The sequence below is a fragment of the Indiicoccus explosivorum genome, assembly GCF_002167005.1.
GTDB classification, from domain to species: domain Bacteria; phylum Bacillota; class Bacilli; order Bacillales_A; family Planococcaceae; genus Indiicoccus; species Indiicoccus explosivorum.
In genome coordinates, this window is the sequence record NZ_NHTN01000067.1 from 1 (window position 1) to 23,421 (window position 23,421).

Annotated in this window: 23 protein-coding genes and 1 riboswitch; of the genes, 2 read left to right on the top strand and 21 right to left on the bottom strand. The window is 57.3% G+C overall.

Annotated elements, in window-relative coordinates:
* Positions 1 to 167 precede the first annotated feature (167 nt).
* From CCE92_RS14795 to CCE92_RS14810, 4 genes are all read right to left on the bottom strand, one after another.
* Positions 168 to 1,574 carry a sensor histidine kinase gene (locus CCE92_RS14795; protein WP_088009305.1) on the bottom strand — a complete coding sequence of 469 codons (1,407 nt, stop codon included), beginning with the start codon at positions 1,572 to 1,574 and terminating at the stop codon, positions 168 to 170.
* Positions 1,564 to 2,247 (bottom strand): response regulator transcription factor, encoded by a 684-nt coding sequence (locus CCE92_RS14800; protein WP_088009357.1) that lies wholly within the window; start codon positions 2,245 to 2,247, stop codon positions 1,564 to 1,566. The genes CCE92_RS14795 and CCE92_RS14800 overlap by 11 nt, the downstream gene beginning before the upstream one ends.
* Positions 2,248 to 2,274: 27 nt before the next feature.
* Positions 2,275 to 3,291, bottom strand: coding sequence for a GTPase (locus tag CCE92_RS14805; RefSeq protein WP_088009307.1), 1,017 nt, complete (start codon positions 3,289 to 3,291; stop codon positions 2,275 to 2,277).
* Positions 3,292 to 3,375: 84 nt separating this feature from the next.
* Positions 3,376 to 3,909 (bottom strand): histidine phosphatase family protein, encoded by a 534-nt coding sequence (locus CCE92_RS14810; protein ID WP_088009309.1) that lies wholly within the window; start codon positions 3,907 to 3,909, stop codon positions 3,376 to 3,378.
* A gap of 123 nt (positions 3,910 to 4,032) precedes the next feature.
* Between CCE92_RS14810 and CCE92_RS14815 the strand changes: the two genes are divergently transcribed.
* Complete coding sequence (locus CCE92_RS14815) at positions 4,033 to 4,356, top strand: CHY zinc finger protein (RefSeq protein ID WP_088009311.1); 324 nt, start codon at positions 4,033 to 4,035, stop codon at positions 4,354 to 4,356.
* Here CCE92_RS14815 and CCE92_RS14820 read toward each other — a convergent pair whose 3' ends face one another.
* The 15 genes from CCE92_RS14820 to CCE92_RS14890 form a co-directional block, all read right to left on the bottom strand.
* Complete coding sequence (locus CCE92_RS14820; protein WP_088009313.1) at positions 4,357 to 4,836, bottom strand: GNAT family N-acetyltransferase; 480 nt, start codon at positions 4,834 to 4,836, stop codon at positions 4,357 to 4,359.
* 13 nt (positions 4,837 to 4,849) lie between these two features.
* Complete coding sequence (locus CCE92_RS14825) at positions 4,850 to 5,734, bottom strand: metallophosphoesterase (protein WP_088009315.1); 885 nt, start codon at positions 5,732 to 5,734, stop codon at positions 4,850 to 4,852.
* A gap of 104 nt (positions 5,735 to 5,838) precedes the next feature.
* Positions 5,839 to 6,624, bottom strand: a complete 786-nt coding sequence (locus CCE92_RS14830; RefSeq protein ID WP_088009317.1) for an ABC transporter permease — start codon at positions 6,622 to 6,624, stop codon at positions 5,839 to 5,841.
* Positions 6,621 to 7,502 carry an ABC transporter ATP-binding protein gene (locus CCE92_RS14835; RefSeq protein ID WP_088009319.1) on the bottom strand — a complete coding sequence of 294 codons (882 nt, stop codon included), beginning with the start codon at positions 7,500 to 7,502 and terminating at the stop codon, positions 6,621 to 6,623. Before CCE92_RS14835 ends, CCE92_RS14830 begins: the two co-directional genes overlap by 4 nt.
* Positions 7,499 to 7,693, bottom strand: coding sequence for a PLDc N-terminal domain-containing protein (locus CCE92_RS14840; RefSeq protein WP_088009321.1), 195 nt, complete (start codon positions 7,691 to 7,693; stop codon positions 7,499 to 7,501). The genes CCE92_RS14835 and CCE92_RS14840 overlap by 4 nt, the downstream gene beginning before the upstream one ends.
* Positions 7,694 to 7,928: 235 nt before the next feature.
* Positions 7,929 to 9,578, bottom strand: a complete 1,650-nt coding sequence (locus tag CCE92_RS14845; RefSeq protein ID WP_088009323.1) for an FAD-binding dehydrogenase — start codon at positions 9,576 to 9,578, stop codon at positions 7,929 to 7,931.
* A gap of 94 nt (positions 9,579 to 9,672) precedes the next feature.
* Complete coding sequence (msrA, locus tag CCE92_RS14850; protein WP_241536073.1) at positions 9,673 to 10,341, bottom strand: peptide-methionine (S)-S-oxide reductase MsrA; 669 nt, start codon at positions 10,339 to 10,341, stop codon at positions 9,673 to 9,675.
* A 65-nt stretch (positions 10,342 to 10,406) separates the two neighbouring features.
* Complete coding sequence (locus CCE92_RS14855) at positions 10,407 to 12,218, bottom strand: diguanylate cyclase (RefSeq protein WP_088009325.1); 1,812 nt, start codon at positions 12,216 to 12,218, stop codon at positions 10,407 to 10,409.
* A gap of 68 nt (positions 12,219 to 12,286) precedes the next feature.
* Positions 12,287 to 12,727, bottom strand: a complete 441-nt coding sequence (locus tag CCE92_RS14860; protein WP_088009327.1) for an OsmC family protein — start codon at positions 12,725 to 12,727, stop codon at positions 12,287 to 12,289.
* Positions 12,728 to 12,741: 14 nt separating this feature from the next.
* The gene (locus tag CCE92_RS14865) at positions 12,742 to 14,103 is read right to left on the bottom strand and encodes a PfkB family carbohydrate kinase (protein WP_338152477.1); all 1,362 of its coding nucleotides are present in this window, start codon (positions 14,101 to 14,103) and stop codon (positions 12,742 to 12,744) included.
* Between the two features lie 126 nt (positions 14,104 to 14,229).
* Positions 14,230 to 15,315, bottom strand: coding sequence for an iron-containing alcohol dehydrogenase family protein (locus tag CCE92_RS14870; RefSeq protein WP_088009329.1), 1,086 nt, complete (start codon positions 15,313 to 15,315; stop codon positions 14,230 to 14,232).
* A 60-nt stretch (positions 15,316 to 15,375) separates the two neighbouring features.
* The gene (locus CCE92_RS14875; protein ID WP_088009330.1) at positions 15,376 to 16,206 is read right to left on the bottom strand and encodes a MetQ/NlpA family ABC transporter substrate-binding protein; all 831 of its coding nucleotides are present in this window, start codon (positions 16,204 to 16,206) and stop codon (positions 15,376 to 15,378) included.
* A gap of 13 nt (positions 16,207 to 16,219) precedes the next feature.
* The gene (locus CCE92_RS14880) at positions 16,220 to 16,891 is read right to left on the bottom strand and encodes a methionine ABC transporter permease (RefSeq protein WP_088009331.1); all 672 of its coding nucleotides are present in this window, start codon (positions 16,889 to 16,891) and stop codon (positions 16,220 to 16,222) included.
* Entirely contained in the window at positions 16,881 to 17,894 is a 1,014-nt protein-coding gene (locus CCE92_RS14885) for a methionine ABC transporter ATP-binding protein (protein ID WP_088009333.1), read from the bottom strand. Before CCE92_RS14885 ends, CCE92_RS14880 begins: the two co-directional genes overlap by 11 nt.
* 162 nt (positions 17,895 to 18,056) lie before the next feature.
* A riboswitch (SAM riboswitch) is annotated at positions 18,057 to 18,162 on the bottom strand.
* Between the two features lie 47 nt (positions 18,163 to 18,209).
* Entirely contained in the window at positions 18,210 to 19,001 is a 792-nt protein-coding gene (locus tag CCE92_RS14890; protein WP_088009335.1) for a carbon-nitrogen family hydrolase, read from the bottom strand.
* Positions 19,002 to 19,089: 88 nt separating this feature from the next.
* On the opposite strand from CCE92_RS14890, the gene CCE92_RS14895 reads away from it, so the two are divergent.
* Positions 19,090 to 20,262 carry a pyridoxal phosphate-dependent aminotransferase gene (locus tag CCE92_RS14895; RefSeq protein WP_088009337.1) on the top strand — a complete coding sequence of 391 codons (1,173 nt, stop codon included), beginning with the start codon at positions 19,090 to 19,092 and terminating at the stop codon, positions 20,260 to 20,262.
* Between the two features lie 171 nt (positions 20,263 to 20,433).
* Here the strand turns inward: CCE92_RS14895 and hutH are convergent, their stop codons facing one another.
* Together hutH and CCE92_RS14905 are read right to left on the bottom strand one after the other, a co-directional pair.
* Positions 20,434 to 21,948: a histidine ammonia-lyase gene (hutH, locus tag CCE92_RS14900; RefSeq protein WP_088009339.1), complete on the bottom strand. Its 1,515-nt coding sequence runs from the start codon at positions 21,946 to 21,948 to the stop codon at positions 20,434 to 20,436.
* A gap of 140 nt (positions 21,949 to 22,088) precedes the next feature.
* Positions 22,089 to 23,420, bottom strand: a complete 1,332-nt coding sequence (locus CCE92_RS14905) for a YjiH family protein (protein ID WP_088009341.1) — start codon at positions 23,418 to 23,420, stop codon at positions 22,089 to 22,091.
* Position 23,421: the final 1 nt, after the last annotated feature.

Below are 23,421 nucleotides of genomic sequence, written 5' to 3' on the forward strand. Positions count from 1 at the left end.
CCCCTTATCCCGGTCTCGCCGCCCCTTATCCCGGTCTCGCCGCCCCTTATCTCTCTCTCGCCACCCTCTGCATCGCCGCCCGCCCACCACTCCTGAATCACCCGTTTTTATTCCGCAAAAAAACCGGCTGCAGTCTCCGCTCTGCAGCCGGTTAAAGCAAACCCTGTTTATTCTTCTGTCTGTGCCGCTGCGGGCAGCCGGATGATGAAACGGGTACCCTTTCCCAGCGCGCTTTCCACTTCAATGGTGCCGCCATGGAGCGTCACGAGCTGCTTGACGATGGAAAGCCCGAGGCCGAACTGCCGGCTTCCGCGGGAAGCGTCCACTTTATAATAGCGCCGCCAGATGGAATCGATTTCTTCCGCATCGATGCCGGCACCTGTATCTTCCACTTCCAAAACGGAACCGTCCGGGGTTTCGTGCGCCCGGAGCGTAATCGCGCCATTTTCGGTGAACTGGATGGCATTCTTCACGATGTTCGTCAGCACTTGGATGAGCCGGTCCATGTCGCCATAAATCACAGCGCCGGGCTCGGGCTCGGAGATGATCCGGTTCCCTTTCTCGGCCGCCTGCCCTTCCAGCTGTTCCTGGATGATTTCCAACAATTCGTCGGCGTCGATCCGCTCTTTCATCAGCTTCACTTGGTTCGAGCGGATTTTTTCGTAGTCGAGCGTTTCATTGACGAGGCGGATCAGCCGTTTCGTCTCGCCGCTCACGAGCTGGATGCTTTTTTCCTGCTGATCCTCATCAATCACACCGCTCCGGAGCCCTTCCACGACACCGGCGATCGTCGTCAGCGGCGTCCGCATCTCGTGGGAGACATCCGCCATGAACTGGCGCCTCCGGTTCTCAAGCTGCTCGATTTCATCGTTCGACCGTTTGAGCCGTTCCGCCATCGCACCGAAATCCTGCGCCAAGTCACCGATTTCATCGAAATTCGAAGCCGGGACGCTGACGTCATATTCGCCTTCCGCAATCAGACCCGTCGCTTTCCGCAACCGTTTGATGCGGCTGACGTGGAGACGGGACAGCAGGAAACTGATGACGAGCGCCGATAAAAGCGCGAATGTCATCGTAGTGACGAGTGAAGAACTCAATTCACTTATGATTTCACTCGTGCCGCCGACCGGCGCTGCGAGCAGCACAAAGCCGACGAGCTCCCCTTCTGATGTATACGGCATGGCCACGAACGTCACTGGGCTGTCGAAGCGTTCGGAATCCCGGTTGACGACAAGCGTCCGGCCGCTTTCGATCACGTTCCATTCTTCAGCGGTCAGTTCCACTTCCGGAAAATCCCCGGAAATCGGGTACAGCACACCTCTGCGCTGATCGAACACGATGAAGTTGATGTTCCGCGCTTCCAAAATGGATACATACGCCTGCAAATAAGGGCCCGGGCGCTCCCGTTCCAAGTCGCTCAGAATGCGGTCGCCGTATGCCATCAATTCGTCCGCTTTCTCGTCGAACGCAAATTCCTCCACGTAGCGGGTGAACAGGATGCTCAGGACAAGAAAAGCGGTCAGCAGCACGACGAGAAAACTCAGGATCAGCTGGATGCTGTATTTAATCCGCATCCTTGCGCTCCTCGAGTTTGTACCCGACGCCCCAAACCGTATGGATCAGCGACTCGCCGCCAGGAATCTTTTTCCGGAGCCTTTTGATATGCACATCGACGGTCCGTTCATCCCCGTAGAACTCATAGCCCCACACCCGCTCCAGCAGCTGCTCGCGGCTGAATACCTGCCTCGGATGCTGCAGGAAATAAACGAGGAGATCGAATTCCTTCGGCGTCAAGTTCTCGATCGAACGGCCAGCCGCCAGCACCTCCCGTGTTTCGGTATTCACACGGAAATGCGCCGTCCTGATTTCATTCGACGGATCCGGATTCCCCGAGCGGCGAGCGACTGCCCGGATGCGCGCCATAAGGGCCAGCGGGCTGAACGGTTTTGTCACATAGTCATCGGCGCCCATCTCAAAACCGATCACTTGATCCGATTCGCTGTCTTTCGCCGTCAGCATAATGATCGGGACCGTGCCCCCCTCTTCCCGGATTTTCCGGCACAGCGCCATGCCGTCCATGCCCGGCAGCATCCAGTCAAGGACGAGAAGATCGAAGTCGCCCTCTTTGTACTTGTCGTAGCCGTCGAGTCCGTCCTCTGCGAACTCGCCGGCGATCCCTTCTTTCGAGAAGAACAGCTCGAGCATCGTACGGACGCCCGGATCGTCCTCCACTGCGAGTATCCGCAGCATCGCGCACCTCCCTCCACCAGACGGTCAGCTTTCCCGCTTCGCCTGATCCTTATATTTTTGGTACAGATCCCCGATCATGTCATAGTCGAGCGCGATGTTGTTCTCGAACGCATACTTCACGCCATACCCGAGCGCCAGCGTCATGGAAGAAGCGATGACCGCACCCGCGACGGATCCCGCGCCGGGGATGAATTTCACCGCCTGCCGATAAAGCGAGTGGCCGATCGTCCGCGTCGCCGTGATGACGATCATGTCCTTTGCCGCCCGGCGGGTGATCGGTTTGTCATACAGCTTCGCGAGCCGGATGAGCAGGCCGACCTGCAGCGTCGTCAGCGGCACGACGTCGGAACCGGGGATCGGGGATGCGCCGATCGCGCCGGCTGAAATGCCGGAAGCGACGATCCAGCGGTTAGCGGCGGCCGCTTTCTCTTTCATGCTCCGTGCGAACAGCAGGTCTTTGCCCTTTTTTTCCAATAAATGAAGGATCGCTTTCTTCAGCGATTCCAGGTTCTCGCCCGTCTTGGAAGAGATCGGGATGACTTCGTATTTGTAGCCGGTCTGGTCCTGGACGAAGTGAAGAAGACCGGGGATGTTTTCCGCCGCATCGATTTTATTCAGCACGATCAGAATGTCCTTATTGAGCTTTTCGATTTCCCTGAACTTTTCACGTTCGCTCTCTGAGAACACGGTGCCGGCAGCATTCAGGAAAAACAGCACCACATCGGAATTGCGCACGAATTCCATCGTCTTGCGGGGGTTTTCATCATTCGGATCGTTCAGGCCCGGCGTATCCATGAAGCTGATCTTTTCCAGGCCGCGGATGTTGTACGGATCGACACTGACCGTCTCGCCGGGTTTCGGATCGGTACCCGCGATGTTTTCCCCGATGATCCGGTTGACGGTCGACGATTTCCCGGCATTGACTTCCCCGATCAGCGAAATGAGCAGTTCCTGATCGAGCGCATCGTGCACATGTTTCATTTCTTCTTCGAACACTCGGTCCAGCGCGTCGTTCACATCGCGCTCATACTGGTTTTCCATCGGTCTTCCTCCCTCTTGGCTATCGGTGTCATATGAGTCCAGTTTATCAAAAGCGCAAAAAAACCGCACATTCGGATGTGCGGTTCAGCCGTTCCAGATGCGCCGGACCGATTTCAGGGCGCCTTCGATCTTCATTTCGTAAACATCGGGATTCGACAGCGTCTTCCACTCTTCGAACCCGAATGCCGGATCGGCGGACTGCAGCATGAGCGCCATCAGGTTGCCGTGCGTGACGATCACTGTGCCGTCCGCCGCATCCGCGATCACTTCCGCCGCCCGGTCCTGCGCTTCCAGTCCGGATTCGCCGCCTGACAGCTTTACACTGCTGTCCATGAACGACTCTTCGAGTTTTTCGAGCCAGTCGGGCATGTCGCCCGAAGCCAGCACCCGCTCTTTCAGCCGTTCATCCGTCCGGATGTCCAGCCCGAGCCGTCCGGCTGCAGGTGTGCCCGATTGCACCGCCCGGGTGAACGGGCTTGAAACGATTTCCTTCACATCCTGTTTCTCCAGAAAATCCGCAAGCGCCTCCGCCTGGACTTTTCCTTCTGCGGTCAGTTCCGCATCCGGATCCTGCCCGGTAGCCTTGCAGTGCCTCACAATATAAATCGTCCTGTCCATCATACCCCTCCTTTTTCAGCCAGCATGTTCCCGCTTCTTCACTCTTTCTTCATTTTCATCGAAAATCCTTCCTGTCTGTCCCGATTTGCCGTATCCTTGGTCTATCGGCAGCTGACAGGAGGGATGACCGTGACGATTGTAAAAGGGATCGACGTCGATCCGGAAACGCGCTGTGCCCATTATCATTCGGAAATCGACCGCATCGCCATCAAGTTCTATTGCTGCGGGGTTTATTACCCTTGCTACGAATGCCATGAAGCGGTAGGCTGCGGACGGCCAGCCGTCTGGCCGAAGGGCGAATTCGGGCAGCAGGCCGTGCTGTGCGGTACCTGCCGGCATGAACTGACCGTCCGGGAATATCTGGACTGCGCGTCCGTCTGCCCGAACTGCAGCGCTCCATTCAATCCGGGCTGCAGCCTCCATAAGCACCTATACTTCGAAGTCTGATCATTTCACGCGCAGGCTCATGACGAGCTGCTCCCCTTTTTTCCCCATGAACCGCCGGCCGGTATCCTTGAACCCCGCCCGCTGGTAGACATGCTTTGCGGCAGTGTTCCGCGCGTTGACGCCGAGCACGACTTCATTTATTTTCGGAAAATGCCGGCGCACGAATTCCGGCAGCGCGCGGATCGAACCGGTGGCTACGCCCCGCCCCTGCAGACCGGGGTCGACCGAATAGCCCCGTAACAGCAGCGTGTCCGGATTGTCGGTATACTTACGCCGGTCTTCTGAACCATCCAGCTCGAAAAAGCCGGCTTCCCGGCCTCTCACCCAAATAATGACCAGGTGTTTTTTCGGGTCTCCGGCATCTTCCCGGATCAAATCCTGCGGCAGACCGGTGAATTCCAGTTGATCTGCCGGCAGTTCGTAGCTGATTTCCGTCTCCGGCGTGTGCAGCCGGAGTTCCACTTCATGCGGTTTAATCATCCTGATACTCCTTTTACGATTCATACTCCAGTGTGACCACCACAATTTCGGGCCGGTTGTTGATCCGGAGCGGGAAACTGCTGTTGCCGATTCCCCGGCTGATGACGAGGCGCGTGTCACCGAATTCGTGGACGCCTTCCGTCAGCTCCGGAAAGAACCCCTGTCCCGGCGCGAATAAACCCCCGATTCCCGGGATGCGGATCTGCCCGCCATGGGCGTGTCCGGAGAATACGACATCCGACCCGGCCTCTGCGTACAGGTCCGCCATTTCGGGGCGATGCGCGAGCAGCAGTGTGAATGTATCGGTGAAGTCGATTTCTTCCAGGGACTGCCGGACGTATCCCGCCGCCCTCTCTGCATATTCGACTTCCGGATCCGTGACGGTGACCTCCGGCAGCGGGTCGTAATAGCTCGCATCGAGCAGGGGATCATGGATTCCGGCGATATGGATGGTTTCGCCACCCCGAGTCCACTCCACCAGCTCGTTTTCCAGTACGGTAAGGTCCAGTTCCTGCAGAGCCGCCATGTGCTGCCGTATGCGGTCTTTCGAGATCTCCTGGTTGCCGGTCACGAAAAAGACCGGCGCGATTTCCGTCAGCCCCTCCATCAGCGTCAGCGCCGTTTCCAAATTGTACCGCGCACTGTCGACGATATCGCCCGTCACGAAAATGACATCGGGTCCGGCAGCCGCTGTCCTTTCCAGGATCGCCGACTGCCCTTCGCCGAACGTGGCGCTGTGCAGATCGGAAATCTGGACGATGCGCGCGCCGTCGAACGCTTCAGGAACGCCGGGGGAACTGATCGTATAATGCGTAACCATGAGCCACCGATTACCCGCCCAGGCAAGCAGGACAAGACCTGCCGCCAATATTCCGGCTATGATCAGCCATTTTTTCAATATCATCCCTCCCAGGCCGCACAGCGCCGTTTGGCCCAGTATACAGGATGGAGGTTAAAATTGCGTAAATCACGCGAACACCAGGCCGGAACTGCGGATTCCCCTCAGACTTTCGTCTGTGCGGCATTCCGCTTCGACAGCCAGATGCCCAATCCGATGAACAGCAGGGTGAGCAGGACCGCCAGGACGGATGACCACCAAAAATCCCCCGCATCCGGTGCACCGGCCAGCCAGCTCTGCGCGTAAGCCGGCAGCTTCAGCGGCGACGCTGTCCAGTAAACCCCGAGCAGGCTGTCCAGGATCTGTGCGGCGAAGACCAGCGCCATCGCCACGGCCGCCGCCAGCCCCTGATGCGGGAGTGCCGCGCTTGCCGTCAGGACGATCGTCAGGAAGAGGATGATCCATAAACTGTAGGATGCGGCGAACTGCAGGAAATCACCGGCTGCGATGTCACCGAAAAACAGCCAGATGTAATAGGCCGCTCCCAGGAATCCGAGCCAGACGCTGGCGAGTCCGGCTGACACGGCCATCACCCATTTGCTCAGGAAGTAAGCCGGATACGACAGCGGCCGGACATAGAGGAGCGTCGCCGTGCCGCTCCGCCGTTCCCCGGCCACGGCTCCCATGTAGGCGAGGATCAGGATGATCAGCCCGATGAACTGATACTGCCCCATGACACTGACAAGGACCTGTTCGGGTTCGGGTGTCGGGAACTCGAATACGGCCCCTTCCGGCAAGTTGCCGGCCGACTCGATGATCTGCGGCAAAAAGTACTGGGTGACCGGTTCGATGATGCCGAACAGGACGAATACCGCCGGCAGCCAGAGGATTTTATAGTTGCGGACATGCTCCCGCCATTCTTTTTTTAAAAGCACACCGAATTGGTTCATTGCCTGCCCGCCACCTTCAAAAATATTTCTTCCAGCGAGGCTGTCTGCCGTTCGACTCCGTCCGCACCGGAAGGATTCGCCGCGAAATACCCCATCACTTCCTCGATTGCCGGATGACCGCCCTTGACCGGTATGTATACGATGTGACCGTCCCGGACAGCATCCCACGGCGCTTTCCCCGTGAACAGTCCAGCAGACTCCGGATCTTTGAAGGTGACCCGGATACGCGGTTCCGCATAGCGGGTCTTCACATCTTTCAGCGACCCCTGCTCCACGAGCTTTCCGTGCTGCAGGAACAGCAGCTGATCGGTCATCTCCTCCGCATCGTTCAGAATATGAGTGGAATAAAGGATGGTCGTATCCTCCCGGAGCGACTTCAAAAGGTTCATGATTTCCCGCCGGCCCGATGGATCGAGGGCGGATACCGGCTCATCGAGCAGCAGCAGTTTCGGCTGATGCACGATCGCCTGCGCAAGCCCCAGCCGCTGCTTCATGCCGCCGGAAAATGCGCCCGCCTTTTTGTCCTTCGCGTTCCCGAGACCGACGAATTCGAGCGTGCGGACCGACTGCGCCCGTGCTTTCTTCGCTTCGACACCGCTGATCTTCGCCGCCATTTCCGTGAATTCCAGCGCGGTCAGCCATGGGAAGAACTGCGGATATTGCGGCAGGAAACCGATGCCTGTCCCGTTATGCCAGCTGATGGACCCTTCCGTCTGCTTCAGCAGCCCGGCCAGCATGGACAGCGTGGTCGTCTTTCCCGCACCGTTGGGTCCGATCAGAGCCGTCGACGTCCGCTCGGTCAGTTCAAACGAAACATCCTCGACCGCCAATTCCTCCCCGTAACGTTTGGTCAGCTTCTTCACTTCCAACAGACTCAATAGTTCCGCCTCCCGAAGATAAAATACAACACCGGTCCGATAATATTCCCGATGACGATGATGATGCCCCAGAGCCATTTCGGCCCCACCGTCCGCGGATTCCTGATCAGATCGACCAGCGCGAATATCATCAGGCCGAACTGGATGATCAGGACCGGCAGCAACGCCAGTACAATCGTCAAATCACTCATACTCTTTCACCTCATGTATTCATACGACGGACGGCGCTGAATAGTTTCATTTTTGATAATAAAAAACAGAATTTTTTTGGACGGCACCCGGAAGGGATGTTCGGGAGCCGCTGCCCGGGCGTTTATTACCGAATTCCGGGCGTTTATTACCGAATTCTAGACGCTTACTACCGAAATCCTGTACTTTACTACCGAACAGGAGTAATCACTCCAGATCCGCCGATTTTATTGCCCTTTACAGTTTCCCCAGCGCACGGCCCGCTTCCCGGCCCGTGAACAGGCAGCCGCCGAGGAAGGTCCCTTCGAGCGCGCGGTAACCGTGGACGCCGCCGCCTCCGAACCCGCACACTTCCCCGGCTGCAAACAATCCCGGCACCGGTTCGCCCGCTTCATTCAGCACGCGGCATGACAGATCGGTCTGCAGCCCGCCGAGCGTCTTGCGGCTGACGATGTTGAGCCTGACGGCGATGAGCGGACCCGCTTTCGGGTCGAGCAGTTTATGCGGTTTCGCCACCCGGATCAATTTATCGCCTAAGTAATTCCGCGCGCCACGGAGCGCCGTGATCTGCAGATCTTTCGTGAACGCGTTATCCATCTCGCGGTCGCGCGCTTCGATCTGCCGGCGGATATGACCAGCGTCCAGCAGGCTGTCCCCCGTCAGCGCATTCATTTTGTCCACGAGTTCCTCCGCGTCCCGCGCCTGGGCGAAATCCTCTCCGTTGTCGAGGAACGCCTGCACAGGCGCCGTCGCCCCTTTTTTCACGCGGGCGAGCACTTGCCGGATGCTTTTGCCGGTCAAATCCGGATTCTGTTCGGAACCTGACAGCGCGAATTCCTTTTCGATAATCTGCTGTGTCAGAATGAACCAGGAATAATCATAGCCCGTATCCCGGATCGCCTTCAGCGTACCGAGCGTGTCGAATCCGGGGAAATTCGGGACCGGGAACCGGTTTCCTTCCGCATCGAGCCACAGCGAAGAAGGGCCCGGCAAAATCCGGATACCGTGGACCGGCCATACCGGGTTCCAGTTTTTGATGCCTTCCGTGTAATGCCACATCCGGTCGCGGTTGACGATGCGGCCGCCCGCCTGTTCGGTGATGCCGAGCATGCGTCCGTCGACGTGCGCCGGGACGCCGGAGATCATGTTGTCCGGCGGCGTTCCGAGCCTTGACGGCCAGTTTTTCCGGATCAGCTCGAAGTTCGCGCCGATGCCGCCGCTGGCAACAAGCACCGCCCCGCCGGTGAATTCGAAATCGCCGACCGTTTCCCGCGAACTTGAAACGCCCCGTTCCGCTTCGCTTTCCTCTAAAACCACACCGCGCACACCGGTCACCCGGCCGTCTTCTGCCACCAATTCATCGACCCGGTGGCGCGGACGGTAATCGATGCGCCTTGCCGCAATCCCTTCGCGCACCCGCTCCTCGAACGGTTTCACGATGCCCGGTCCCGTCCCCCAGACGATATGGAACCGCGGCACGGAATTGCCGTGCCCTTCGGCAAGATAGCCGCCGCGTTCCGCCCAGCCGACGACCGGAAAGAAGCGGATGCCGCGCTCACGCAGCCATTGCCGCTTCTCATCCGCCGCGAAATCCACGTACGCCTTCGCCCACTTCACCGCCCATGCGTCTTCATCTTCCATCCGGTCGAACCCCGCCGTCCCGAGCCAGTCCTGCCAGGCGAGCGCTTTCGAATCCTTTATTCCCAACCGCCGCTGTTCCGGTGAATCCACGAGGAATAAACCGCCGAACGACCACCATGCCTGACCGCCGAAAGATGCTTCCGGCTCCTGGTCGAGGAGCAGCACCCGCTTGTCCGTTTCCATCAATTCCGCCGCGGCCACGAGACCCGCAAGCCCCGCGCCGACAATCACCGCATCATACTTCATCTCCATCCCCCATTCATTCCCTTTCTTTTTAGTATCCGGAATTTTCTGAACGAATACAATGAAAAAATGAGCCGCTCCGTGAAGGAACCGCCCATCACCATTTCATGTCATTCAGCTTGCGGGTGAAGACATTTTTTGATTCTGCCGAAACCGGCCAGCCGCCGATCTCTTCAAGCAGCCCTTCCCGTGTGCCATACCCTTTCACAAATCCGTTCAGCCGGGCGGCAAACACTGAATCGGTCAGCTCTTCCGGGCCGGTGTACAGATCCGCCAGCTGGGCGAGCGTCCGGGGGTACCGCTTCAAATAGTACTTCTGATGCCGCTCTTCCGCGAGGGTGAAACCGTCGAACGGCGCGATCTCCGTTTCGATCGCTTCCCCGATCGACCGGGCCGCTTCTTCTTTCACCCGATGGATCGCTTCCAGCTGTTCCCCGCTCCGGTAACGGATGAGGGACAGGTATTGGCGCCCTTTGTAGGCGTCGCGGTTCGGGTAATGGTTGGCCCAGAAAAAACGGAGCAGTTCCTCGTACGGCAGCACGGCAGGGTCGAAGTCGATTTCCACCGTTTCCGTATGGTCGCCCATCTTCCGGTATGTCGGATCCGGCGTCGTCCCGCCGGCGTAGCCGGTCCGGGTCCGGATGACGCCTGGAAGCGAGCCGAACATCGCATCCGGTCCCCAGAAGCAGCCCATGCCGAACGTGGCGGTTTCGCTTCCGCCGGCAAGGAAACCTTCCTCGAGCTCCAATGCTGAATACGCTGTCATTGTCATCTCCTCCTTCATTTCCAAAAGGGCGCAGGCAGAAAGCCGGAAAGCTGGCGGCTTTCCCATCAGCCATTCCGCTGAATTCCTGCACAGCTGTCCTGAGAATGGCCGCGGCTGAGCACGGCACGGTTCCGTCCCATCTCCTTTGCGGCATAAAGCGCCTTGTCCGCTTGTTCCATCAGCGATTCCGGCGAGTGCTCCGCCCCGAATTCAGCAACGCCGAAGCTGGCGGTGATTCCATACCGGTCCGAACAGGAATCGGCCGCGATGAGCTGCCGGAGCCGCTCGGCTGCTTCCAGCGCTTCATCCGCCCGCGTATCCGGCAGGAGGACGGCGAACTCTTCGCCGCCGTACCTGGCAGCGATATCTCCCGGCCGGCTGTACCTGTTCATCAGATCCGCCACATGGCGCAGCACCCGGTCGCCTTCCGCATGCCCCCACGTGTCGTTGAATCTTTTGAAGTGGTCGACGTCCAGTAAAATGGCGCTGAACAGAAACGGGCGGGATGCGGCACCCGCCTGGCCGGCCATTTCCGCCAGCCGTTCATCGAAGTACCTCCGGTTCCAGAGCCCTGTGAGCTTATCCTGCATGGCGATCAGCTGGAGCTGGTCGTTCTGCGCAGCGTTGCGGATTGCCAGGGCGATGATCGGGCTCACCACTTTCAGCCGGTCCAGAGCCGTTTCGCTGAAATGGCCTTCCGTCCGGGACGTCAAGTTCAGAATTCCGGTCACTTCAGACCCGTTTTGAATGAGGAGATGAGCGGAAGACCGGATGCCGCGATGGAACAGGGCATCCGGAAGCCTGCCGGGCGGGCGTTCCGTTTCCCAGTCTTCGAATACGGCGGACCCGCGCCGCTGTATGAGCGCCTGTATGCCGTTTTCTTCCGTGAGGGTATCATCCGTGCCTTCCTGGTAGTCGCCTTCCGCGTACCGGATCTGGAGCCGGTACGTCCCGTCCGCGCTTTTCGTATACAGCGACGAGAAGGGGGCTTCCACCATGCGGGCCATACCGCCGATCGTGCTGCGGAAGACTTCGCCGGATGTTTTCCCTTCCTGGATGGAACTGATCAGCATGAAAATCTGGCCCAGGAAATCCCGGTCCTTTTCCAGCTCCTCCCGCATGACGCCGATGCCCCGGATGAGGTCGGCTGTTTCGTCATCCTCCGCTCCGACGGGGACCGATGCGCTGAAATCCCCTCTCGCATAGCTGGCGACCGCCTCCGAAAGCTGGCCGAACGGTTTCAGGAGCTCGTTCGTACTCCGGCGGAAATAAAAGAATTCGGCCAGTTTGACGAGGATGAACAGGATGCCGATGAAGCCGATTGTCCATCTTAAATCCTGGAGCATCTTTTCCCGGTACCACGTGCGCAGCGCCGAAATGGCGGCGGCCGCCTCGTCCTGTTCCGTCCTGAAGCGGTCGAACTGGACTTTCGCCGCCTGCAGCCGGGCCTCGCTCGTTTCCTCACCGCGCAAAGCCGCCTTCACTTGCGGCACTGCGAATTCCTCGTGCCAGGCAGCTCCTGTCGAGATCAGCTTTTCGAGTGAAGCTGTATGGCCGGTGAAATCCGCAGCGCGCTCTTCGATGGATGCCGCGGCCAGGCGATAATCGGCGGAACCTTCATTGAAAGGCTCCAAAAATTCCGGATTCCCTGTCAGGCTGAACCCGCGGATCCCGGTTTCCTGATTGATGAGCGCCCGTTCCAGCGCTTCCAGCCCGATCAGCAGTTCCGCCGTCTGCTTTACATGTGAATAATTGTGACTGACGGTGATATACAAGTATCCCAGACTTGCAATCAGCACTGCGAAATAAATGCCGCTGGCAATCAGACTTCTTCTGATGAGCCGCTGACCGAACCGTCTCCCTTTTCCTTTTTCCATTCAAAAAAGCTCCTTAACTCTGTTTCCGATTTCCATTCTGTTTCTTTATCGGCCGCTGCGTCCCCGATTTAAGAGATATCCGCTTCAAGCTTCACTTCCACGTTGCCTTTGATGGCCCGTGTGATCATGCATGAAGATTCGGCTTTTTCAGCCAGACGCCGGGCGAGCGAATGCTCCCGCTCGGATGCCCCCGGTTCCAATACGATTTTCGGCCGGTGGATGATCGTCTTGTATGTAATGACCCCATCCGTTACATCGACGAGCCCTTCCGATTCCATCGTCAAGGACCGTTTCGCCAGTCCGCTCCGTTCCATCATCGCCGCCAGCGTGATGATGTAACAAGTCGCCGATGCTCCGAGGAGCATCTCATCAGGGTTCGTGCCGACGCCGGGTCCGTCCATTTCGGGCGGGATGGATACTTGCGTCTTCAGTCCCTTCGTCTCAATCGTGCCGACATCATTGCGGTCGCCCGGCCAGTCGGCCTTCAAGTGAAAACTGTGGATTGCCATTATAACATCTCCTTCTACAGAAATCCGTTAATTTCTTCCAAATGGGGCATCGCCGTCAGCGCGCCTTTTTTCGTCGTGCAGAGTGCGCCGAGTTTATTGCCAAGAGCCGCGCAGCGCAAAACTTCCTCTTCTGTCTCCGGCAGGCCGAACAGGTGGACGTGGCGAAGGACGCCGGCGACGAACGCATCGCCGGCACCTGTCGTATCGACCGGCTGCACAGGGACGACCGGCACATGGACGATTTTGCCGCCGCTGACCGCGCATGTCCCGTTCGGTCCGTCCGTGATGAGCAGAAGCGGGATGCCGAGCCCCGCCAAACGGTCGATCCCTTCATCGAATGAATCGGTTTCCGTGAGGAACGCCAGCTCGTCGGTGGTCATCTTGACGATATCCGATTCCGCCAGGAACTCTTTGACGATTTCCCGGCAGCGCGCTTCACTGTCCCAGCGGAGCGGCCGGATGTTGACATCGAACGAGCGGAGCGCGCCGTTCGTTTTCGCTAGTTCCACCGCTGCGCGAGTCGTTTCGAGTGCCGTTTTCTGGAACATCGTCCCCGAACAGAAGTGGAACACGCTCGCCTTTTCAAAAGCATCTGCCTTCAAATGCTCCGGACGCACCTGGATGTCCGGTGTCCCGTTTTCATAGGAAGCGAAGACGCGGTCGTACTCAGGCGTCAGGTGCACATACACGCCGCTCACCTGTTTTTCCGGAACGAGCACTGCATAGTCCAGATCCACGCCCTCCTGTTCGAGCGCACGGCGGAAAAAGCGGGAATCCGCATCATCACCCGTCACGGTAATGAATGAAGAAGGAAGCCCGAGCCGGCTGACGCCCGCCGCCACATTGACGGTGGCACCGCCGAGATGCCGGCTGAATGTGCTGTTTCGTGTATCCTCTGCAATGTAATCAATAAAAGCATCCCCATACGTCAGGATGTGTTTCAAGTCCTTTACAAACTTCGCTTCCCCGCTCCGCTCGAAGACTTCCTGGTAACCAAGCCGCCTGTGCGCGTCGCGGCTGATCTGGTTCTCCTGTTCTGTGTCCGACGCCATCCGGTTCAGCCCCCGTTCTTTCGCCCAGCTCTCAGCAGCAGCGACAAGAGCGGCACCGACTCCAAGCCGTCTCGTTCCTGGCTGCACAAACCAGCCCTCGATATAGCCGCAGCGCCCGAATCCACCATGAGCGTTTTCATGAATGGCCGCTTCAATAAAACCCGCCGGCTCTTCCTGTTCCGCCACAAAAGCGGCATGATCCATACTATCCAACTGTTCGCTGATTTCCTTCAAATGTTTTTCATCCGGGCAATGCGGCCAGAGCGCGCGCCGCATAATAAGCCAATCACCTGTGTCCTGTTCTGTCAGTCGTCTGATCTTCATCGTCACCCTCATTTGCCGTATTTTCCATCAGTTTACCACAGGAAAAGCACGAACGCTCCGGGCAGAGGATGTGGCCCTGAAGGCGATGGGATCAGAAAAACCGCTCCTGAGTCAGGAGCGGTTCCATCAGCGGGCAACACTGATATGCTTTTCATAAACGAGCATCGCCTGTAAGACTTCCTGGGCCGGCACACCGTCTTCCCGCAGGTTGTGTATCGTTTCACTGGGAGCCGCTGCTTTTATTGCCACCGGAAGCAGCGTTTTTTCTGTCACTGCCTCTATGCCGAGATCCCCGAGAGACGTCGGCAGATCCACCTGCCGGAAATACTCCGCCAGCTTATCTGCCTCCTCCCACCGGTCTTCCAGGACCAGCTGGATCAAAATCCCATATGCCACTTTCGCCCCGTGCTGGAGATGATGGGTCTCATCGAGCACAGTCAAGCCGTTGTGAACAGCATGTGCAGCTGCAACGATGCGGTTCGGATCACTGAAGCCGCCGACCAGGCCGGCCGTCATGATGATCGTTTCCGCTGTTTTGATGAAGCTGTCATTCAGTTCTCCCTGCCGGGCGGCTGTCATTGCAGCTTCCCCGTGTTCAAGTAATTCATCATAACAAAGACGGGCGGCGTAGTGTGCGATGCTTACCGGTGCTGTAAACCCATCCAGCTGCCTGAACTGTACATCCGATTCATACCACTTGGCGATCGTATCGCCGATGCCGGCAGCCAGCATATCGATCGGTGCATGCAGCAGCACTTCAGGCTCCACAAGCACAAGTGACGCGTTTTTCGGATGGATGTCGAAACGGATATATTTTCCGTTATCGTAAATTACACTGAGGGGCGTCCAGGCGGCACAATTGGAGGCGACAGTCGGAACGAGGACAACCTCTGTTCCGCTCTGGCGGGCTGCCGCTTTCGCCAGATCCAGAATCTTACCGCCTCCGACCCCGATAATCGCATCCGAACCGCCTGCCGCCTGAGCGATGCGATCGATTTCCGCCAATGAACACTCGCTTCGGTACTCAATGAATTCCGACGCTACCTTCTCAAACTCCGGAAAATATGGCTGCACCGCCGTCCATGATTCTTTCCCATGCACGACAAGCACCGAATGATAATCCAGCGCAGTAAGGTGTTCTTCCAAACTGCCGAGCACGCCGGCTTCACATCTGTAGATATGCGGGGCTCCCTGAACAATCAGCTTCTCCATAGCTGCACCTCCTGTCTTTGCTGCGCCGGCGGACAGAACGCCTGTCCGGCACGTGCTGTTTTACTCAGTCATCCACGCCGGTTTGCCGAATCCCTCGAACTCTGCATCGATGACTTCTTCAAATTCATCCGACTCCACGATTTCCACAAGATCGGCAGCCAATTCGCCATCTTCATTTTCTGCGGTCACAGCAACGACATTGCGGTACTCATCCGGCATGTTCTCGAGTGCCAGTGCATCGAGCAGGTCCATATCGGACGCCAGTGCATAATTCCCCGGCACGGCAGAAAGATCCGTTCCTTCTACAGCACGCGGCAGCTGTGCGGCTTCAATCGGCTTGAACTCCAGATTCTTCGGATTCTCGATGATATCTTTTTCGGAGACAGTCAGCGTGTCAGCTTCGGGATCCAGTTTTATCAGCCCTTCATCCTGCAGTACCAGGAACGCGCGTGCTGCATTGGTCGGATCATTAGGGATGGCGATCGTCGCACCGTCTTCGATCGCCTCGATGGAATCGTAGACATTCGAGTAAATACCCATCGGTGCTGTCGGCACTGTAATGAGTGCGGTCAAGTCCATGTCGTGCTGTTCCTCAAAACCTTCCAGGTAAACAGTATGCTGGAATAAGTTAGCGTCCAGATCACCGTTATCGAGCGCGATATTCGGCTGGATATAGTCACTGAACTCAACGACCTCCACTTCATACCCCTGCTCTTCCAGCTGTGGCACGATCGCTTTGTTCAGCATATCGCTGTATGGACCGGCTGTCGCGCCAAGCGTGATTTCCTGTACTTCTTCTGCCCCGGCCTCTGCCGCTACTTCAGCTTCCTCTTCTCCGCATGCGGATAACGCAAGTGCTCCTGCAGCCAATACAAATGTAAGTTTTTTCATCCTTTTTTCTCTCCTATCGTTTATCAATTATTTTCGATGTCCAATCGCCCGCCTGCTGAATCACCTGGACGAGCACAATAAGAATGAGGACAGTCACAATCATGATCGTATTGTCATAACGGTAATAGCCGAACCGGATCGCCAAGTCTCCGATTCCGCCGCCCCCGACCACACCGGCCATCGCCGAGTAGGCGATAAGGCTGATCAGCGTGAGTGTGATCCCTTGGATCAGACTCGGTTTCGCCTCCGGAAGGAGAACGTCTTTGATAATCATCATCGGTGTTGCCCCAACCGCTGTGGCCGCTTCAATGATGCCTTTATCAATTTCCCGGAATGACGTTTCAACGAGCCGGGCAAAGAACGGGATGGCCGCCACTGATAATGAAACGCTGGCCGCATAAGGACCGATCGTTGTCCCTACAATCAGGTTGGTCAGCGGAATCAGCGCCACAAGCAAGATGATGAACGGTATCGACCGAATCATATTTGCAATGAACCCGAGCACTGACTTGGCAAAACGGTTCTCCCAGAACAAGCCCCGTTCTGTCGCAAAAAGCAGAATGCCGAGCGGCAGACCGACCAGGAAAGCGACACCGAAAGAAATTGAAATCATGATCAATGTCTCAAAGAAAGCCTGCTGGATGTCCGGCCATAGTTCGACGATCCGTCCCCACTCAACGCCCATACTTCATCACCTCCACAGTTGCCTGGCGGTTCTCCAGGTAACGGAGCGCATCCGTCACTTCTGCCGGCTGGCCAGCCAGCTCCATTACGAAGATGCCGAGCGGTTTTTCCTGGATGTATTCGATTGCACCGTGCAGGAAATTCCCTTTCACCCCATAGTGCTGGAGCATATCGGAAATGATCCCTTCTCCTGCCGCATTTCCTCTGAACAGCACCCGAATCAGCGTACCGCTGACGGATGCCAGCACTGGTTCCGGAACATCGAATGAAACTACACTGGAAATGAATTCCCGTGTCAGCTCAGTTTCCGGACTGGCAAACACATCGTACACCGCCCCTTCTTCAATCACCCGGCCGTCCTGCATGACAGCCATCCGGTCGCAGATTTCCTTCACCACGTTCATTTCATGGGTGATGAGGATAATCGTGATGTTCAGTTTTCGGTTGATGTCTTTCAGCAGCTGCAGGATGGACAGCGTCGTATTGGGATCCAGTGCTGAAGTCGCTTCATCACACAGCAGCACTGTCGGGTCATTCGCGAGTGCCCGCGCAATGCCGACCCGCTGCTTCTGTCCGCCGCTCAGCTGGCCTGGAAACACGTTCCGTTTATCTGCCAGGCCAACCATTTCAAGAAGTGCATCTACGCGCTCCCTGATTTTCTTCGGCGGTGTACCTGCAGCCCGAAGTGCAAACGCAATGTTGTCATAAACCGTTTTTTGGCTGATAAGGTGGAAGTGCTGGAAAATCATCCCGATCTTCAGGCGGGCTTTCCGCAATTGCTCGCCGCTCAGATTGGTGAGGTCGGATCCGCCGACCCGGACGGCTCCCGAGGTCGGCCGCTCCAAGAGGTTGATGCAGCGGATCAGCGAGCTCTTCCCGGCACCCGAATAACCGACGATGCCGAAAATCTCACCTTCCTCTACTGTCAGGGATACTTGATCCACACCTGTCACGGTACCGTACTTTGTCGTATAAGTTTTAGTCAGATTTTCTATCTCAATCATGGTTCCACCTCACAAATAAAGCGTCAATGTCCGGTAAGGCCAAGAGACGCGGAATGTCCTTGGAGTTTTTTCTATCGTTACCAAAGTCTTGCTTTTCCAGCCCAAAATAAAAATGCCCCTTTCTTGAACAACAGAAAGAGACATCGAAACGGTTAAGTTCTCGACTTATCTGTCAGCGCATAAAGAACGCTGCAGGATTTGGCACCTTCCCATTGCTGGGGGTTGCCGGACGTCATAGGGCCAGTCCCTCGGTCTCTCACGATAAGGTCGTATGCAATTGATGATTATCTTACTCACTTTCCCTGGGAGTGTCAATCATTTTTTCAATTTTCTTGTGTAAATGCTTTCCCGCCGGTCATCGAACACTGGAATCCGCCCCCGGACCTCATCCACTTCATCGAGCGTGATCTCCGCATAGCCGATCTCCTCACCCGTCCCGAGTTCCATCCGGACGTCCCCCCACGGAGCGATGACCATCGAATGACCGCCGAATTCATTCGCCGGATCACTGCCGATCCGGTTCACGGCGACAATAAAACACTGATTCTCGATGGCGCGCGCCTGCAGCAGCACCCGCCAGTGGTCGATGCGCGGCGCCGGCCACTCCGCCGGCACGAAGATCACTTTCGCCCCTTCGAGTGCATGGCGGCGAAGCCATTCAGGGAACCGGATGTCATAGCAGATCACACCGCCCGCCGGGATGCCGTCCAGTTCGAATAAGTTCGCCGAATCCCCCGACTCGAGGTGCAGGTGCTCATCCATCAGCCCGAACAGATGAGCCTTATCGTATTCCGCGACCGTGTCGCCGGTTTTATTGACCACATACATCGTATTGGTGAACCCGTGCGCTTTTTTGGATGAAACGGACCCGCCGACGATGTGGACATCGTGTTTTTTGGCGAAATCGGATAGAAATTTCTCCGCTTGGCCTCCCCGGTCCGCAAGTTTTTCCAAGTCGGTCAGCGCATAACCGGTGTTCCACATTTCAGGCAACACGAGGACATCCGCCCCGCCCTGCACCGCTTCTTCCATGAACCGCTCCGCGCGCCGGAAATTGGTGTCCGGATCCGCGAACGCGATATCCATTTGTATGCATGCAATTCTCATGTTTTATTCCTCCGGTAGACAAGGTTACTAAAAATGTATAAGATTCGGAGTACACATGCAACTATTCTGAAAATGGAGGCTTGCCATCATGGAATTTTCAAACCGCCTTCAGCGGCTGCCGGAACAGTTTTTCGCACGTCTTGTGCGGAACGTGCAGCAGGCTGTTTCCGAAGGCAGGGATGTCATCAACCTCGGCCAGGGGAATCCCGATCAGCCGACACCTGCACATATCGTGAAGGCGCTGCAGGAATCAGCGGAAAATCCGGTCACTCATAAATACTCGCCGTTCCGCGGCACGCGGGAACTGAAGGAAGCAGCGGCGGCGTTTTATAAAAGGGAGTATGCTGTCGATATCGATCCGAAGACGGAGGTCGCGGTCCTGTTCGGCGCCAAGGCAGGGCTTGTCGAATTGCCGCTTTGTGTCATGGATGAAGGCCAGCTGATGCTGCTGCCGGATCCGGGCTACCCGGATTACTTGTCCGGGACCGCGCTGGCGGGCGTGCGCTATGAAACGATGCCGCTGACAGAAGACAACGGCTTCCTGCCGGATTACGGAGCAATCCCGGCTGAGTCGCGGGAAGAAGCGAAGCTCCTGTACATCAATTACCCGAACAACCCGACAGGCGCGACGGCAGATGCCGCCTTCTTTGACGATACGGTAGCGTTTGCGAAACAGCACGATATCGGCATCGTCCACGATTTCGCCTATGGCGCCATCGGGTTTGACGGCGCGAAACCGCCGAGTTTCCTTCAGGCGGAAGGCGCGAAGGAAGTCGGGGTCGAGCTGTATACGCTGTCGAAAACATACAACATGGCCGGCTGGCGCATCGGCTTCGCGGTCGGCAATCCGCAGATCATCGAAGCGCTCAATCTTATTCAGGACCATTTGTATGTCAGTCTGTTTCCGGCCGTCCAGCATGCGGCGGCGGAAGCCTTGACCGGCAGTCAGCAGGCAGTCGATGAACTCGTTGCGCTGTATGAGCGCCGGCGGGATACGCTCATGCGTGAAGCCGCGCGGATCGGCTGGCATTTCGAAGCGCCGCACGGTTCGTTTTTTGCCTGGCTGCCGGTTCCGGAAAGGTTCACGAGTGTCGAGTTCGCTGATTACCTGCTGAAAGAAGCGGATGTCGCGGTGGCGGCTGGCAGCGGATTCGGCAGTGGCGGCGAAGGGTATGTGCGCGTCGGGCTGCTCGTCGATGAGGACCGGATTTCGGAGGCGATGCGGCGGATTGAGAAGCTGGGGCTTTTCAAGAAGGGTTGAATTCCGCTGATTTGAGAATAAAAGCGTTGTTTTTGAGAATAAACGGGGTTTATTCGAGAATAACGGACTCTTTTTCGAGAATAAAACCAGTATTTCCGAGAATAAAATCAGGCAGACATGCAATAGAAACCACAAAACGGGCACCCGCCAAGGTGCCCGTTTTGCATGCCGTCACTTCACTGCGAATTCACGCCCGCCTGCATGCGCTTCGTCCAGCAGAAATGCCGCGACCCGCTCGATATCCGGTCCGAAGACGCGGTCTTCATCAATCCGGCCCGCCACGTTCCGGATCGCCCGATGCCGTTCCCGGATTTTCGGCGACGCCTGATCCGCGCCCCGGTATTCGAGCGCCTGCGCCGCGCAGAATGCCTCGATGGCGAGCACCCGCCGCGTGTTGTCGGTGATGTCACGAGCATGCCGTGCACCGATCGTCCCCATCGATACATGATCCTCCTGGTTCGCCGACGATGGAATCGAATCGACGGAAGCCGGGTGCGCCAATGTTTTATTTTCCGACACGAGACTCGCTGCCGAGTACTGCAGGATCATCGCCCCGGACTGCAAACCCGGTTCCGGACTTAAAAACGGCGGCAGTCCTTCATTCAGCGCAGGATTGACGAGCCGCTCGATCCGGCGCTCGGAAACATTCGCCAGCTCCGCCATGCCGAGCTTCAGGAAATCCATGGCGAACGCGACCGGCTGGCCATGGAAGTTGCCGCCTGAAATGACCGTCTCGCCGCCATCGAAAATGAGCGGGTTGTCCGTCGCCGCGTTCATTTCGATTTCGAGCTTGTCCTTCACGTAATTCAGCACTTGCCATGTGGCACCGTGGATCTGCGGGATGCAGCGCAGCGAATATGCATCCTGCACCCGCACTTCCCCTTGGGCCGTCGTCAGCCGGCTGCCTTCCAGCCATCCGAGCATCCGCTCCGCCACGTCACATTGCTCGCGGAAGCCCCGCGCTTCATGCACAGCGGGGTGGAATACATCCGTAATGCCGCGCAGTGCTTCGAATGACATCGCCGCAATCCATTCGCTCTGCAAAGCCAGCTTCTCCGATTCCAAATAGGTGACGACTCCCTGCGCCGTCATCGCCTGCGTGCCGTTGATGAGCGCCAGCCCTTCCTTGGCGGCAAGCGTCAGCGGTTTCAGGCCGTACGATTCCCACAGACCTGAAGCGCTTACAGGTCTGCCGTCGCGCCACACTTCCCCTTCCCCGATCAGTACGAGCGCCAGATGCGCGAGCGGTGCGAGATCGCCCGAAGCGCCGAGCGAGCCCTGCTGCGGGATGACCGGATGGATGCCTTCATTCACCATAAATACGAGCCGTTCGGCAAGGACCGGCCTTACACCGGAAAATCCTTTCAGCATGGCGTTGAGCCGCAGGACGATCATCGCGCGCGATACGGTCTCCGAAAATGGCCGCCCCGTCCCGCACGCGTGCGAGCGGATCAGATGGAGCTGCAGATCCGCTGTATCCTTCCCGTCGATTTTCACGTCGCTGAATTTGCCGAAACCGGTATTGATCCCGTACACCGTCCGGTTCTCCTCCACAATCCGGTCGACCGCCATGCGGCTTTTTTCCACGCGGTCCATGGCCGCCGGGCAGACACCGATCCCTTCTTTGCCGAATAAAATCCGGTGCATCTCCGGCAGTGTCAAATCATTCCCCGTCAGTTGGATCATCCGTCATCCGTCCTTTCCAAAAAAAGCGGCAGCTCACAGGCTGCCGCATCGGTTGTACTTCAATTATAAATTTTCGGAACAGCCGATTCAAATAAAAAATTCCATTTTTTAACAAGATGCAGTGTTAGCACGTTAGCATGCTAAAGGATCAAGTACGCGATCGGAATGACAAACAGCAACGTCAGGATGACACGCTGTACCCAGATCACGACGAGCTTCGGCACCGAAATCGGGATTTCCGTCGAGACGATGCACGGCACCACCGCCGAGAAGAAAATGATCGATGAAATCGACACGACCGCGATGACGAACTTCACGATCAGCACTTCCTCCACGACGAGCAGCGCAGGCAGGAACATTTCCGCGATGCCGAGCGCGCTCGCTTTCGCTACGAGCATCGGTTCCGGCATCTGAAGCGCCCATGTGAACGGCAGGAACAAGTACCCGAGCCAGTCAAACACCGGTGTATACTCCGCCAGGACCAGCCCGAGCAGCCCGATCGACAAGATTGTCGGCAAAATCGCCATCGCCATCAGCAGTCCGTCTTTCACGTTCATGACGACATTGTCTGCGAGCGATGGGGAATGGGAAACCGTCTCCTTCGCTTCCCGCCAGGCCGCCTTCACCCGGCTGCCTTCCACTTTTTTCTCCGGCTGCGGCTCGGCATCCGGAAAATAATCATCTTTCATTCCGGCGAGCGGCCAAATGCGCACCGATACGGCCGTCACCAGGAAGGTGACGACGAGCGTCACCCAAAAATAGGTGTTCCACATCTCCATCAGTCCGAGCGTCGAAGCGACGACGACCATGAACGTCGCGGAGACGGTCGAGAAGCCGGTCGCAATGATCGCCGCTTCTTTCCCCGAGTACTTCCCTTCCTTGTACACCCGATTCGTGATGAGCAGCCCGAGCGAGTAGCTGCCGACAAATGAAGCGACCGCATCGATCGCCGACCTGCCCGGTGTCTTGAACAGCGGCCGCATGATCGGCTGGACGAGCACGCCGATGAACTCGAGCAATCCGTACCCGACGAGCAGCGCCAGGAATACGGCGCCGATCGGCACGAGGAGCCCGACCGGAATGACGAGCGCATTCAGCAGGAACGGCCCCATATCCGGCACGAACAGCCACGCCGGTCCGATTCCGAAGACGAGCATGATACCCACGGCGAGACCGATCACTTTGAATGCCGCAAAAATTTTATCGACAGCTGTTTTCTTCCACGTTCCTGAAACGAACGGATAGACTGCGCCTGCCGCAATGACGGCCAGTGCATAGTACGGAAGCACCGGCGCGGCGTTATTGCGCAGGAATGTGACGATGTGATCCAGCATGATGGAACTCTTATCCCCGATGGTCACCGGCACAAAGAACATGAACGCCCCGATGAAGCTGTAGACAAAAAACTTCCACATCTTCGCTTTGTCCGCTGTTTCCATGACCGGTTCCCGGTTTACCCCTTTTGTGACCATT